General features: G+C 71.3%; 14 protein-coding genes and 3 pseudogenes. 8 read left to right on the top strand and 9 right to left on the bottom strand.

What is annotated here, in order from left to right; all coding sequences use genetic code 11:
- Positions 1 to 122 precede the first annotated feature (122 nt).
- Entirely contained in the window at positions 123 to 935 is an 813-nt protein-coding gene (locus tag AB0P17_RS28200) for an IclR family transcriptional regulator (RefSeq protein WP_365814895.1), read from the top strand.
- Positions 936 to 1077: 142 nt separating this feature from the next.
- Here AB0P17_RS28200 and AB0P17_RS28195 read toward each other — a convergent pair whose 3' ends face one another.
- Positions 1078 to 1398, bottom strand: a complete 321-nt coding sequence (locus AB0P17_RS28195) for a DUF5955 family protein (RefSeq protein WP_365814893.1) — start codon at positions 1396 to 1398, stop codon at positions 1078 to 1080.
- A gap of 282 nt (positions 1399 to 1680) precedes the next feature.
- Between AB0P17_RS28195 and AB0P17_RS28190 the strand changes: the two genes are divergently transcribed.
- From AB0P17_RS28190 to AB0P17_RS28175, 4 genes are all read left to right on the top strand, one after another.
- Positions 1681 to 2352: a nucleotidyltransferase family protein gene (locus tag AB0P17_RS28190; protein ID WP_365814891.1), complete on the top strand. Its 672-nt coding sequence runs from the start codon at positions 1681 to 1683 to the stop codon at positions 2350 to 2352.
- A gap of 144 nt (positions 2353 to 2496) precedes the next feature.
- Positions 2497 to 4128 (top strand): malate synthase A, encoded by a 1632-nt coding sequence (aceB, locus tag AB0P17_RS28185; RefSeq protein WP_365814889.1) that lies wholly within the window; start codon positions 2497 to 2499, stop codon positions 4126 to 4128.
- An 89-nt stretch (positions 4129 to 4217) separates the two neighbouring features.
- Positions 4218 to 4814, top strand: coding sequence for a TIGR03086 family metal-binding protein (locus AB0P17_RS28180; protein WP_365814887.1), 597 nt, complete (start codon positions 4218 to 4220; stop codon positions 4812 to 4814).
- Positions 4815 to 4935: 121 nt separating this feature from the next.
- On the top strand, positions 4936 to 5742 hold the full coding sequence (locus AB0P17_RS28175) for a chitosanase (protein ID WP_365814885.1): 807 nt from the start codon (positions 4936 to 4938) through the stop codon (positions 5740 to 5742).
- A gap of 92 nt (positions 5743 to 5834) precedes the next feature.
- Here AB0P17_RS28175 and AB0P17_RS28170 read toward each other — a convergent pair whose 3' ends face one another.
- From AB0P17_RS28170 to uraD, 3 genes are all read right to left on the bottom strand, one after another.
- Positions 5835 to 7211: an 8-oxoguanine deaminase gene (locus AB0P17_RS28170; RefSeq protein ID WP_365814883.1), complete on the bottom strand. Its 1377-nt coding sequence runs from the start codon at positions 7209 to 7211 to the stop codon at positions 5835 to 5837.
- A 43-nt stretch (positions 7212 to 7254) separates the two neighbouring features.
- Positions 7255 to 8154, bottom strand: coding sequence for a factor-independent urate hydroxylase (gene pucL, locus AB0P17_RS28165; RefSeq protein WP_365815003.1), 900 nt, complete (start codon positions 8152 to 8154; stop codon positions 7255 to 7257).
- A gap of 85 nt (positions 8155 to 8239) precedes the next feature.
- Positions 8240 to 9136: a 2-oxo-4-hydroxy-4-carboxy-5-ureidoimidazoline decarboxylase gene (gene uraD, locus AB0P17_RS28160; protein ID WP_365814881.1), complete on the bottom strand. Its 897-nt coding sequence runs from the start codon at positions 9134 to 9136 to the stop codon at positions 8240 to 8242.
- Positions 9137 to 9348: 212 nt separating this feature from the next.
- Here uraD and AB0P17_RS28155 point away from each other — a divergent pair.
- Positions 9349 to 9543, top strand: a pseudogene (locus AB0P17_RS28155) (alpha-L-arabinofuranosidase); the annotation flags it as partial.
- A 72-nt stretch (positions 9544 to 9615) separates the two neighbouring features.
- Here AB0P17_RS28155 and tnpA read toward each other — a convergent pair.
- Positions 9616 to 10032, bottom strand: a complete 417-nt coding sequence (gene tnpA, locus AB0P17_RS28150; RefSeq protein WP_365814879.1) for an IS200/IS605 family transposase — start codon at positions 10030 to 10032, stop codon at positions 9616 to 9618.
- A 27-nt stretch (positions 10033 to 10059) separates the two neighbouring features.
- On the opposite strand from tnpA, the gene AB0P17_RS28145 reads away from it, so the two are divergent.
- The gene (locus tag AB0P17_RS28145) at positions 10060 to 11304 is read left to right on the top strand and encodes an RNA-guided endonuclease TnpB family protein (RefSeq protein WP_365814877.1); all 1245 of its coding nucleotides are present in this window, start codon (positions 10060 to 10062) and stop codon (positions 11302 to 11304) included.
- Positions 11305 to 11347: 43 nt separating this feature from the next.
- Positions 11348 to 11452, top strand: a pseudogene (locus AB0P17_RS28140) (AbfB domain-containing protein); the annotation flags it as partial.
- Between the two features lie 24 nt (positions 11453 to 11476).
- On the opposite strand, the gene AB0P17_RS28135 reads toward AB0P17_RS28140, so the two are convergent.
- The 4 genes and pseudogenes from AB0P17_RS28135 to AB0P17_RS28120 form a co-directional block, all read right to left on the bottom strand.
- A complete protein-coding gene (locus AB0P17_RS28135; protein ID WP_365815001.1) occupies positions 11477 to 11815 on the bottom strand; it encodes a helix-turn-helix domain-containing protein in 339 nt (112 codons plus the stop codon).
- A gap of 137 nt (positions 11816 to 11952) precedes the next feature.
- Positions 11953 to 12195 (bottom strand): annotated as a pseudogene (locus AB0P17_RS28130) (hypothetical protein); the annotation flags it as partial.
- 79 nt (positions 12196 to 12274) lie between these two features.
- Positions 12275 to 12778: a peptidylprolyl isomerase gene (locus AB0P17_RS28125; protein ID WP_365814875.1), complete on the bottom strand. Its 504-nt coding sequence runs from the start codon at positions 12776 to 12778 to the stop codon at positions 12275 to 12277.
- Positions 12779 to 12981: 203 nt separating this feature from the next.
- Entirely contained in the window at positions 12982 to 13440 is a 459-nt protein-coding gene (locus AB0P17_RS28120) for a MarR family transcriptional regulator (RefSeq protein WP_365814873.1), read from the bottom strand.
- Positions 13441 to 13572 lie beyond the last annotated feature (132 nt).

Raw genomic sequence — 13572 nt, 5'->3', positions numbered from 1 at the left:
GCCCGTGCACACCCCGGACAAACACCCCCTGACCGGCAGAGACAGCCCATCCAGGACCACCCGCCGGACGGCCTGGACCGGTATAGGCTGCTTGCTTGTCCGCCCGTCCCGAAAGGACCGTTGTGCCGTCGTCCAGCGCCCGCAGCACCGACGCCGCCAGATCCGCCCCCGGCAGCGGCGGCGTCCAGTCCCTTGAGCGCGCCTTCGACCTGCTCGAACGGATGGCGGACGCGGGCGGCGAGGTCGGGCTCAGCGAGCTCTCCGCGGCCAGCGGCCTGCCGCTGCCCACCATCCACCGGCTGATGCGCACCCTGGTGGCGTGCGGCTACGTACGCCAGCAGACGAACCGGCGGTACGCGCTGGGGCCGCGGCTGATCCGGCTCGGCGAGTCGGCGTCGCGGCTGCTCGGCACCTGGGCCAGGCCCTATCTGGCGCGGCTGGTCGAGGAGACCGGCGAGACCGCGAACATGGCGCTGCTCGACGGTGACGAGATCGTGTACGTCGCGCAGGTGCCGTCGAAGCACTCGATGCGGATGTTCACCGAAGTGGGCCGCCGGGTGCTGCCGCACTCCACCGGCGTGGGCAAGGCGCTGCTCGCGGACATCCCGCCCGCGGAGGTCCGCGCCCTGCTGGGCCGGACGGGCATGCCGGCCACCACCGAGAAGACGATCACCACGCCGGACGCCTTCCTCGCGGCCCTGGAGACGGTGCGCGACACCGGGTACGCGATCGACGACAACGAGCAGGAGATCGGGGTGCGCTGCCTGGCGGTCCCGGTGCCCGACTCCCCCACCGCGGCGGCGATCTCCATCTCCGGCCCGGCGGGCCGGGTGACGGAGGAGGCCACGGAGCGGATCGTGCCCGTCCTCCAGGAGGTCGCGCGCGATCTCTCGGCGGCGCTGGCGAACACGGCGGCGCAGCAGGCGCAGGGCTGACCCGGGGGCCGGCGGGCCGGGCGGGACCCGGAGGAGCCCGCGGGCCCCGGAGAAACCGACAGGGCCCGGCCCGAGAAACCGGCGCGGCCCGGAGACACCGGCGGGGCCCGGAGGGGCCCACGGCCAGGAGGGCTTCGAGGCCTCAGAGGGGCCGCCGCGGGGCGTCACCGAAGAGGTCGACGGCGCTCCGTACTCCCATCAGCGCCGGCCGCAGCGCGCTGACCGAGCCGATCGAGCCGACGATCAGCAGCAGGGAGCGGCGCATCCGCGCGGCCTCGGGGCTGCCGCTCGCCACCATCGCGGCGAGCGCCGCCAGTTCGTCCTCGGCTATCGCGCGGTCCCGGAACTCCGAGCGGTAGACGGCCAGCTCGCGCCGGAGCCGGGCCACGGCGGTATCCAGCTCGGCGACCCTCGGGTCCTCGCCCTGCTCCGCCACCGGCGACTTCCCCACGCTCCGCAACAAAGCTCCCCCTCACTCTTCCGCCCCGCGTCCCACGGTGCTCCCGTGTACCGGGCGCGACTCCGCACCCACAGGACGACTACCCCCTGACGGTGGTCAATCGCCCGGGTTCGTCGGCAAGTTAACGCCATCGCGCAGGGTAGGCGCCACTCCACGGACCGAATACGGCGGGAAGAGGGCCGGAATACGGAAGGAATTCCCGGTGATCTCCGGCGCACGCGAAATATTCACCGCGCGGAGGGGTGCGAGGGGGCGCGCGGGCGCGCGGTGCGGTAAGCAGACCCCATGCGGGAAACACACGAGAACACGGTTCCTCCGGTCGCCGGTCTGCTGCTCGCCGCGGGCGGCGGGCGACGGCTCGGCGGGCGGCCGAAGGCGCTGCTGACGCACCACGGCCGCCCGCTGGTGGAGCACGCGGCACGGGCCCTGCGCGACGGGGGGTGCGCGCCGGTGCACGTGGTAGTGGGGGCGGCGGCGCCGGAGGTACGGGAGCGGGCCGTGCTCCCGGACGCCGTCCTGGTCGACAACCCCGGGTGGGCCGACGGCATGGGGTCCTCGCTGCGCGCGGGGCTGGCCTCACTGGCGGGCACGGGGGCGCGGGCGGCCCTGGTGCTCCTGGTGGACCAGCCGGGGATCGACGCGGCGGCGGTGGCCCGGATCGCGGCGGCGTACCGGGGTCCCGGGTCGCTGGCGTCCGCGGCGTACGGCGGGCGGCGCGGCCATCCCGTGCTCCTCGGCGCGGACCGCTGGGCGGAGATCGCGGCGGACGCGACGGGCGACCGCGGGGCGCGCGCCTATCTCAAGGCGCACGAACCCGAGATCGCCCTGGTGGAGTGCGGGGATGTCGCGCGCCCCTACGACATCGACACGGAGGAGGATCTGTCGCACCTCGCGCAGGCGCCGCTCGGGCGGAGTCGGTCCCGACAGGGAACTTCGACGGGCCACCTCGACGGGTGACCTCGACAGAGCATTGAACTTCCACTATGAGGAAACTAGTATCCACAGGTCAGAAGCGCCCGGAACTTTCGAACGGTGCGCTCGTACGCCGGCCGCCACGGCGCCCCCGCTCCGCCGGCGCCGCTCGTGAAGGAGTGACAGCTCATGTCCGCACCAGCGCATTCCCCGCTGGCCATCGTCGACGCCGACCCCCTGCCCCGTCAGGACGAGGTACTCACCGATGCGGCCCTCGCGTTCGTGGCGGAGCTGCACCGGCGGTTCACGCCCCGCCGTGACGAGTTGCTCGCCCGCCGCGCCGAGCGCCGCGCCGAGATCGCCCGTACCTCCAGCCTGGACTTCCTGCCCGGGACGGCGTCCGTGCGCGCGGACGAGAGCTGGCGGGTCGCGCCGGCGCCCGAGGCACTGAACGACCGCCGGGTGGAGATCACCGGCCCGACCGACCGCAAGATGACGATCAACGCGCTGAACTCCGGCGCGAAGGTCTGGCTCGCGGACTTCGAGGACGCCTCCGCGCCCACCTGGGAGAACGTCGTCCTCGGCCAGCTCAACCTGATCGACGCCTACCGGCGGAGCATCGACTTCACCGACCCGCGCACGGGCAAGTCGTACGCCCTCAAGGACGCGGCGGAGCTCGCCACGGTCGTGATGCGCCCGCGCGGCTGGCATCTCGCGGAGCGCCACCTCGTGCTGGACGGCGAGCCGGTGCCGGGCGCGCTGGTCGACTTCGGGCTGTACTTCTTCCACAACGCCGCCCGCCTGATCGAGCTGGGCAAGGGCCCGTACTTCTACCTCCCGAAGACGGAGTCGCACCTGGAGGCACGCCTCTGGAACGACGTCTTCGTCTTCGCCCAGGAGTACGTGGGCGTTCCGCAGGGCACCGTCCGGGCGACGGTGCTGATCGAGACGATCACCGCGGCGTACGAGATGGAGGAGATCCTCTACGAGCTGCGCGACCACGCCTCCGGGCTCAACGCGGGCCGCTGGGACTACCTCTTCTCCATCGTCAAGAACTTCCGGGACGGCGGCGCGAAGTTCGTCCTGCCGGACCGCAACGCGGTCACGATGACGGCGCCGTTCATGCGCGCCTACACCGAACTCCTCGTCCGCACCTGCCACAAGCGGGGCGCGCACGCCATCGGCGGCATGGCGGCGTTCATCCCGTCCCGGCACGACGCCGAGGTCAACAAGGTCGCCTTCGAGAAGGTCAGGGCCGACAAGGACCGGGAGGCGGCCGACGGCTTCGACGGTTCGTGGGTCGCCCACCCGGACCTGGTGCCGATCGCCATGGCCTCCTTCGACGCGGTCCTGGGCGACCGCCCGAACCAGAAGAACCGCCTGCGCGAGGACGTCTCCGTCGCCGCCGGGGACCTGATCGCCGTCGACTCGCTGGACGCCCGCCCCACGTACGAGGGCCTGCGCAACGCGGTTCAGGTCGGCATCCGCTACATCGAGGCGTGGCTGCGCGGCATGGGGGCGGTCGCGATCTTCAACCTGATGGAGGACGCGGCCACCGCGGAGATCTCCCGCTCGCAGATCTGGCAGTGGATCAACGCGGGCGTGGAATTCGACCACGAGGGCGGGACGCTCCGCGCCACCGCGGAACTGGCCCGCGAACTCGCCGCGGACGAGCTGGCGGCGATCCGCGGCGAGATCGGCGAGGAGGCCTTCGCGGCCGGCCGCTGGCAGCAGGCCCACGACCTGCTGCTGACGGTCGCGCTGGACGACGACTACGCGGACTTCCTCACGCTCCCGGCCTACGAACAGCTCCGGGGCTGACCCGGAGGGAACACGTCCGTACGGACTGCGGTCCGTACGGACGGCGTATCCCGCGATGAGTTCGGGCGGCTCGCGCGGTCTCATCAGGTATGGACAGAGACAGGAAACAGGAGCCGCTCGATCTCGGACCCGTCTGCCGGGAGACCGCCCGGGTCGTGGACGGTGTCACGGAGAAGCAGTTGCCGGGGCCCACGCCGTGCCCCGAGTACGCGGTACGGGAGGTGCTCGCGCATCTCATGGGGCTGACGGTGGCGTTCCGGGACGCCGCGCGGAAGGAGCTGGGGCCGACGACCGACACCACCCCCGGCGGCGCCCCGCCCGTACTGGCGGAGGGCTGGCGGGAGGAGCTGCCCCGGCGGCTCGACGCGCTGGCCGCCGCGTGGCGCTCGCCCGGGGCGTGGGAGGGGAACACCCGGGTCGGCGGGGTGGACCTGCCGGGCGCGGTGACCGGGCTGGTGGCGCTCAACGAGGTGCTGATCCACGGCTGGGACCTGGCGCGCGGCACCGGACAGCCGTACGCCCCGGCCGAGGCGGGGCTCCGGGCGTCGTACGGAATGCTGTCGGCGGCCGGGCCAGGGGCGTCCGACGTGTTCGGCCCGCCGGTGGCGACGGCTGCGGACGCCCCGCTGCTGGACCGGGTGATCGGTCTCAGCGGGCGGCGCCCCGACTGGCTGCCGGGAAGCTGACCTCCCCGTACAGCACGGTGCGTACGCCGTCCACCACCCATACCGGAACATCCGTGACCCTCACGTAATCTCGGGGGCAGGCCGGTGCGCGCAGGGCACACCAGGGGGAAAGGTCCGTTAGGTGATCCACGCGTTCCGCCGCATGCTGCTCGTCCTGCTGCCGCCGGTCCTCGCCGTCTGTGTCGCGTGCACCCCCGCCGAAGGGGCCTCGGCGGGGCTGGACGATCCCGCGAAGAAGGAGATCGCCATGCGGCTGGTCTCCAGCGCGGAGAACTCCTCGCTGAAGTGGAAGGACCAGTACCGCTACATCGAGGACATCGACGACGGCCGGGGCTACACCGCCGGCCTCGTCGGGTTCTGCACCGGCTGCGGCGATCTGCTGCGGGTCGTCGAGCGCTACACCCGGGCGCGGCCGGACAATCCGCTGGCGCCGTTCCTGCCCGCGCTCCGCGAGGTGAAGGGCAGCGACTCCCACGACGGGCTCGGCACCGCGTTCACCGCCGCGTGGCGGGAGGCGGCCGGCGATCCCCGGATGCGGACGGCCCAGGACGAGGAGCGCGACCGGATCTACTTCGATCCGGCCGTGCGGCGGGCCAAGGCCGACGGGCTCGGCGCACTCGGGCAGTTCATCTACTACGACGCGTATGTGATGCACGGTTACGCCGACGCGAAGGGCACCGTCGGGTTCCGTACGATCCGCGCGAACGCGCTCGCCAAGGCCGACAGCCCGGCCCGCGGCGGCGACGAGCGCGCGTATCTCGACGCGTTCCTGGACGCGCGGGTCACCGCGATGCGCAGCGAGCGGGGCCACGGCAACACCAGCCGGATCGACACGGCCCAGCGCGTCTTCCTGGACGACGGCAATCTCGGTCTGCGCACCCCGCTCGCCTGGAAGGTGTACGGCGACGCGTACCGCATCGACGGATAGCCGCCGCACACCGGCCGGGAGCCGTCGCCCCGGCGGGACGTTCCGGCGGAGGTTCCGGGCGGGACGTTCCGGGCGGGACGTTCCGGGCGGGGTCAGCCGTCCGCGGCGATCCTGGCGAGGCGGCGGGCCTCGTCCCGTGTGGAGCGGGCGAGTTCGTCCTCGTCCACGGTGATCAGGCGGTTGTCCTCGACCACGGCCCGGCCGTTGACCAGGGAGAGCGTGACCGGCGCCGCGGCCCCGAGGACCAGCGCGGTCACCGGGTCGGCGATGGAGGCGTGGGCGAGGGTGTCCATCCGCCAGAGCACGAGGTCGGCGAGCTTGCCGGGCTCGATCGAGCCGATCTCCTCGGCACGGCCCAGCACCTGGGCGCCGCCGTACGTGCCGATCCGCAGCGCCTGACGGGCCGTCATGGCCCGTTCGCCGTGTGCGCCGAGGCGGTTGACGAGCAGTGTGTTGCGCAACTCGGTGTGCAGCTCGCCCGCCTCGTTGGAGGCGGTGCCGTCGACCCCGAGGCCGACCGGGACCCCGGCGGCGAGCAGATCGGGGACCCGCGCGATCCCGGCCCCCAGACGGGCGTTGGAGGACGGGCAGTGGGCGACGCCGGTGCCCGTCCGGGCGAAGGCGGCGACGTCGGAGTCGTTCATGTGGACGCAGTGGGCCATCCACACGTCGGGGCCGAGCCAGCCGGTCGACTCGAAGTAGTCGGTCGGCCCCATCCCGAACAGTTCCTTGCAGAACTTCTCCTCCTCGACCGTCTCACTGCCGTGGGTGTGCAGCCGCACCCCCTTACGGCGGGCCAACTCCGCTCCCTGTCGGAGCAGTTCGGTGGAGACGGAGAAGGGTGAGCACGGCGCGACGGCGATCTGGGTCATCGCGCCGAAGGACGCGTCGTGGTGGGCGTCGATGGTCTCCTCGGTCGCGGCGAGCGCCTCGTCCAGCGACTCGACCGCGAAGTCCGGGGGCAGCCCGCCGTCCGACGCCCCCCGGTCCATGGAGCCCCGGGCGAGGGTGAACCGTACGCCCGTGCGTGCCGCCGCGCCGATGATCGCGCCGGACAGATCGCCGGAGCCGCGCGGGAAGACGTAGTGGTGGTCCATGGCGGTGGTGACGCCGCCGCGCGCCATCATCGCGAGGGAGCCGCCCGCCGCCGCGCGGACCATCGGCTCGTCGATGCGCGCCCAGGTCGGGTAGAGCGCGACCAGCCAGTCGAAGAGGTTGTGGTCGGTGGCGAGGCCCCGGGTGATCCACTGGTAGAAGTGGTGGTGGGTGTTGACCAGACCGGGGGTGAGGAGATGGCCGGCGCCGTCGACCCGGCGGACCACTCCCTCCAGCGCCGCGGGCGCGGGCCCCGCGCCGAGGGACTCGATGCGGTGGTCCGCGACGACGACATGGCCCGAGGCGTACTCGGTGTCGTGCGCGTCCACGGTCGCGATGGCGCAGTTCTCGATGACGATGCGTGACGTCGCCACGGCGATTCCTCTCACGGGCTCACGGGCTCTCGGGCTCACGGGCTCACAGGTTGGTCAGGTCCCCCGGTATACGCTGCTCCGCCCCGTCCCGCAGGACGGTGGCCTCGATCAGGCCGTACGGGCGGTCGGCCGCGAAGTAGACCGCCCCGTCGACGGTTTCGTTCGTCAGCCCGAAAGGGGTCAGATCGGCCGGGAAGTGGTGCTTGTTCGGCAGGGAGAAGCGGATCTCGTCGATCTCGGCACGGTGGTCGATGACCCGCGAGCCCATCTGGTACAGGGTCTGCTGGAGCGAGAGGGAGTATGTCTCGGCGAAGGCCCGCAGGATGTGTTCCTTCGTCCGTGCGTACGAGGTGTCCCACTCCGGCATGGAGTCCTCGTCGCCCGTCCAGCCGTAGCGCCACCGCGCGGAGACATCGGTGGCGAGGATGCGGTCGTACGCCTCCTTGAGCGTCGTGTAGCGGTCCTTGGCGTATCCCCAGAACTCGGAGTTGGTCGAGTTCAGCACCGTCAGGTCCTTGAGTCCTGAGACGACCTGCCAGCTCTCGCCGTCGAAGGTGATCTGGGCGACGCGCGTCTCCTGGCCCCTGCGGACGAACGAGTGCCGGAGTTCGGGGGACGCGGTCCCGATGCGCTCCCAGGCGTACTCCTCGACGCGGATGCGCGCCCGGCGGATCGGCTCCTGGCTGGTCACGAAGTGGCGGGCGAGGTGGATGCCGAACTGCTCGGCCGAGTCGATGCCGTACTCCTTGGCGAACGCGTACACCGTGTTCTTGGTGGTGTCGGTCGGCAGGACATGGGAGTTGTCGCCCGAGTGGTGGACGTCGTCCATGTCGCCTTCGAGCGCGACGGAGACGTTCAGGTCCTTGATGTGGTGGGTGGCGCCGTCCCGGGTGATCCGGACGACGCGGTTCTCCGCCTTGCCGTACTGGTTCTGGCCGAGCATCGCCGGTCGCGCCCGGCTCTCCGGAGGGGCCTGGTGCTCCGGCGGAGCCTGGCTCTCCGGGCGGGAAAGGTCGGTCATGGCAGCACTAGCTCCCTCGGTAGACGGAGTAGCCGAACGGGTTGAGCAGCAGCGGGACGTGATAGTGCTCGCCCGGGGTGACGGCGAAGGCGACGGTCACCTCAGGGAAGAACGGTTCGGCACGGTCGAGGTACGGCCCGGTCTCGAAGGTGAGCCGTACGTGGGTGGTGCCCGGCGGCGGCGCCGGAAGGTCCGCGCAGCGGCCGTCCGGGCCGGTCACCGCGGTGCCGAGCGCCGCCCACGCGCCGTCGGGCCCCGCCCCGTGCTCCGTACGCGCCGCGAGGCCGACGGCGACACCCGCGGCGGGGCGCCCGGCGCTGGTGTCCAGGATGTGGGTGGAGACGGAGGCAGCGGCCGGGGCGGCGGCAGGGGCGGCCACCGGTGCCGCGGCGAACCCCTCGGTGACCAGCCGGGAGAGCCGGACGCGGTTGATCCTGCCGAGTTCGAGGCGCGCGATCTCCCGCTCCCGTTCCGGCGTGTGGCCGAGCCTGGTCCGCAGCGCGTCCCGCATCTCCTCGGCGGTGGCGCCGGTGGCGCAGATCAGGAAGACATGGCCGAACCGCTCCTGGTAGGCCAGGTTCAGCTCGGCCATCTCCTCCCGAAGCGCTCCGGAGGCACCGGCCATGCCGCGCTGCTCCCGGGCGGAGGCGGGGTCCCCCGGCGCCGGCCGGCCGATCGGCGGATGCCCGGCCATGGCCTCGGCCAGCTCCGCGTCGGTCAGCGCCGCCGTCGCCGCGTCCCCGGCGGCGAGCAGTTCGTCCTCGGTGGCGTACGGGCGCCGGGCGAGCAGCGCCCTCCCCCACGCCGGGCCGGCACACACCTCGCGCAGCGCGGCCAGGGCCACGCCGTCCGGCGAGGTGTTGAACCGGGTGAGGCCCGGCGCGGGGGGCGGTGTCGATGTCACGGGAAGCCTCCGTGGCAGGGCGTGGCGGGACGGGACGGGGCGTAGCGGGGGGCGGGACGGGCTGCGCCCAGCTAACGCCCTCATCCACCGAACGTCAACACTTTGTTGAAATCTTGCGCACGGCGCGTCATGCCGCCCATCGCCTGCCACCCGCCACCCTCACCACCGTCACAACGATTGACGTGAACACGGTCACGCTCTACCTTCTGGGCTTCTACGCCTGGCAGTCCTCCAGCCTGTCGGCCGGCACCTGGACCCCGCTCGGCCGGAGGAGCTACACGCAGCCGCTCAATTCCAAGCACTGTGGCATCGCGACGATCACGGCGACCGAGTACGCCAACCTGCTCTCCCGGTGGGGCGCCCCAGCCTGGAACCGGCTCAAGTCCTACAACTTTCCGGCCCGTTACCGGGACTCTTGCAGAAAGCTCTGGCGTTCACGCCGGGGATGAATGCATCTCAAGCATGCTCTGACGTGCGCTTCAGAGCGGGCGTTTTTGCTGCTCGATGTACTGGCGGACGATCGCCAACGATGCTCCGCCACACGATGCGGAGAAATACGACGGCGACCACAGGTGTCCGTGCATGATGGCGCGGTTGATCCGGCCGGTGAACTCCTGGCGTATCCGGCGGGCGGAGACACCCTTGAGGCTGTTGACCAGCTTCGAGACCGCGACCTTGGGCGGGTAGTTGATCAGGAGGTGGACGTGATCGCGTTCGCCGTTGAACTCCTTCAGCTCCGCTTCGAAGTCCTCGCACACCTTGCGCATGATCTCTTCGCAGCGCGCCAGCATCTCGTCGTCGAACACCCCGCGCCGGTACTTCGTTACAAAGACCAAATGCACATGCATCGCCGAAACAACGTGTCTGCCAAGCCTATAATCGTTCTGCGGATCCATGAGACCAATCGTAGTAGGATCCCGGTCGTGCAGCTCCGCTACAACTACCGGGCCTACCCGGACGCCACCCAGCGCCGTGCGCTGGCGAGTGCGTTCGGATGTGCCCGCGTGGTGTGGAACGACTGCCTGCGCGACCGGAAGGAAGCACACGCGGCGGGGCTGCCGTACGTGAAGTCGGCGGAACTGTCCCGGCTCCGCATCACCCAGGCCAAACAGACCGCGGAACGGGCCTGGCTCGCCGACGTCTCGGCGGTCGTCCTGCAGCAGTCCCTTCGTGACCTCGACACCGCCTACAAGAACTTCTTCGACTCGGCCAGAGGCGAACGGCAGGGCCGCACAGTGGGGCCGCCCCGCTACAAGTCGAAGAAGGACACCCGGCAGTCGGTCCGCCTCAACACCAACGCCTTCTCCCTGAAGGACAACGGCACGGTGTACGTGGCCAAGATCGGCGATCTCAAGGTCAAATGGTCCCGCCGGCTGCCGGCTGCCCCGACCTCCCTGACGGTCACCAAGGACAGCTGCGGCCGGTACTTCCTCAGCTTCGTCCTGGACACCGATCCCGACATCCTCCCCGAGGTGGACACCGACACCGGTGTCGACCTCGGCCTGTCCGCCTTCGCCGTCCTGTCCGACGGCCGGAAGATCGACAGCCCGCGCTTCCTGCGCCGGGCCGAGAAGAAACTCAAACGCCTTCAGCGGGACCTCTCCCGCAAGGCCAAAGGATCCAAGAACCGGGCCAAGGCCCGCATCAAGGTCGCACGCCAGCACGCCAAGGTGGCCGACCGGCGCCGGGACTTCCACCACAAGGCTTCCACACAGATCATCCGCGACAACCAAGCGGTGTACGTGGAAGACCTCGCGGTGTCCGGCCTCGGCCGCACCCGGCTCGCCAAGTCCGTGCACGACGCGGGATGGTCCGCGTTCGTCGGCATGCTGGAGTACAAGGCGGTCAAGCACGGCCGCACCTTCGCCAAGGTAGGACGAGCCTTCCCCTCCTCTCAGGTCTGCTCGGCCTGCGGATTCCGGGACGGCCCCAAACCCCTGCACGTCCGGGAGTGGACGTGCGGCGCGTGCGGCACCGTGCACGACCGCGACCACAACGCAGCATGCAACGTCCTTGTCGAAGGACGCCGTGTCGCCGCCGGACGGGCGGAGACGCTAAACGCCTCGTGGAGCGCTGGTCAGACCAGGGCGAAAGTCCCGGCACAGCGTGGTGAAGCAGGAAGCCCCCGGAAGGGTCGGACGACCCAGGCCGGAATCCCCGGACTTTAGGCCAGGGAGCACGTCAAATCCGGCACGCCAACAACGTGGGCCGGATCGACCCACCCGCTACATCCGTCACGCGGACTACGTCCTGCGCGTCGACCCGGTCTCGACCACGACCGAGCGGCAGGACGCGACGTTCCGCGTCGGCCACTGAGGGCCCGGCCCGGCGGACGTCGCGTCAGCCGTCCTGCTCCCGCGCCCTGGCGCGCTGCTCGTCGGCGTAGTTGAGGTAGTTGTAGACGGTGAAGCGGCTGACACCGAGCGCGGTCGCCACCTTCTCCACCCCGTGCCGTACGACAAAGGCGCCGCGCGCCTCCAGGGTCCGTACGACGGACTGCTTGGCCTTGCGGTCCAGCTCCGCGAGCGGTCTGCCGTGGCCGCGCTCCAGCGAGGCCAGGATGTGGTCGAGGGAGTCCGAGAGCTGGGGCAGCCGCACGGCCAGCACGTCCGCGCCCTCCCAGGCCAGGACGACATCGTCGGGCCGGGCCTCCTCGGGCGTCAGCAGTTGTCCGCCCATGGCGTCGACCAGCGGTCTGACCGCCGCGACGAAGGGATGGTCGAGCGGCTCGCTCACCGGTCGCCCTCCCCGGCGGGACCGGTTTCGGGACCGGCTTCCGGGCCGGGTCCCGCGCTGCCGGTACCGGCGCTCCCGGGTCCGCTCCCGATCACATTGACCTGGAGCGAGACCCGGGTCGCACCGGCCGCCAGGGACTCGCGCAGGACGGTCCCCAGCGCCGCCAGTACGGCGTCGGCGCCGCCCTCCACGGTGTTGCCGAACGGCCCGACGTCGACCGCGTCGAGCGGTGCCCCCTGGACGACCTCGCGGGCCACCACCGCGTGGGCGGGCGCCTCGTCGAGGTCGAAGGGTTCGGTCGTGAACTCCGCTCTCAAGCGCACTGTGCCTCCACCGCCGGAAGCCTGGAGGGTCACTGCGGCCGTTCGGGTGCCCCAGGCACGTGGGACACGACCTTAGTCGTTACGCGCCCTGCACGGCACCGGAAGCGGAAATGGTGATCTTCGCGGAGGTCGAGCCGGAGCGGGAGCCCAGGGACTCGATCTTCTTGACCAGGTCCTGGCCCTCGACGACCTCGCCGAAGACGACGTGCTTGCCGTCCAGCCACGACGTCACCACGGTGGTGATGAAGAACTGCGAGCCGTTGGAGTTCGGGCCCGCGTTCGCCATGGAGAGCAGGAACGGCCGGTCGTGCTTGAGCTGGAAGTTCTCGTCGTCGAACTTGTTGCCGTAGATGCTCTTGCCGCCGGTGCCGTTGCCGGCGGTGAAGTCGCCGCCCTGGAGCATGAAGTCCGGGATGACCCGGTGGAAGCTCGACCCGGCGTAGCCGAAGCCCTGCTCGCCGGTGGCCAGCTCGCGGAAGTTCTGGGCGGTCTTGGGGACGACGTCGTCGAAGAGGCGGAAGGTGATCCGGCCGGCCGCCTCGCCGTTGATCGTGATGTCGAAGAATACGTTCTCGGTAGTCATGGGGGACATTCTGTCAGGACGGTTCCCGCGCGGCCCGAGGGGCTCCGCCGCGCGGCGGAGCAACGGGTCTCCGGTCGGTACGTGACCGGCCGCGGCCCATACGTGACCAGCTACGGCCCATATGCGACCGGCCAGGGCCCATACATGACCGGCTTCTGTTCGGTACGTGACCGGCCCGCCCCCGGCGCGTGAGCGGCCCGCCCTCAGTGCGCGACCGGTTCCGCCGGATTGCGCAGGCCCTCCGCGGCCTCGGCGACGCGCTGGAGCAGATCGAAGAAGACCGCCTGCTCGGCGGGGGTGAGCGGGCCGAGGAAGACCTGGTTCATCCGGGCCGCGCGGAGCGCCAGCTTGCGGTGGGTCCGCGCCCCGTCGCCGGTGGGGCGCAGCATGAAGCGGCGGCCGTCCTGCGGGTCGCGCGCCTTGTCGACCAGGCCCCGGCGGCTCAGCCGGGTGACCACCTCGGCGGTGGTGGAGCGGTCCAGGCCCACCCGCTCACCGGCGGTGCGCTGGTCGAGCCCCGGTTCGGCGACGAGGGCGTTGAGCACGGCGAACTGGGGCGACGTGATCTCCTCGGAGACCATCGTGGTCCACAGCAGGTAGTGCGCCTGCTGGAGACGGCGGGCGAGATGCCCGGGGTGTGTGGTCAGGTCCACCGCGGCCATATGCGCTCCTCGGACTCCGCGATGCCGGGGACGGGGTACTCCCCGGCCATCATTTCGTTGGTGCACTGAACGATACGCGCTCCCTCGGGCCTCACTCAGCACCCTTGACGTACGTGGAGCCGGGTGGCAGCT

Origin of the sequence: Streptomyces sp. NPDC088124, assembly GCF_040685895.1 — a bacterium.
Lineage (GTDB): Bacteria > Actinomycetota > Actinomycetes > Streptomycetales > Streptomycetaceae > Streptomyces.
The sequence above is the reverse complement of the archived record's forward strand: the minus strand, read 5'-3'. Positions and strand labels throughout refer to the sequence as shown.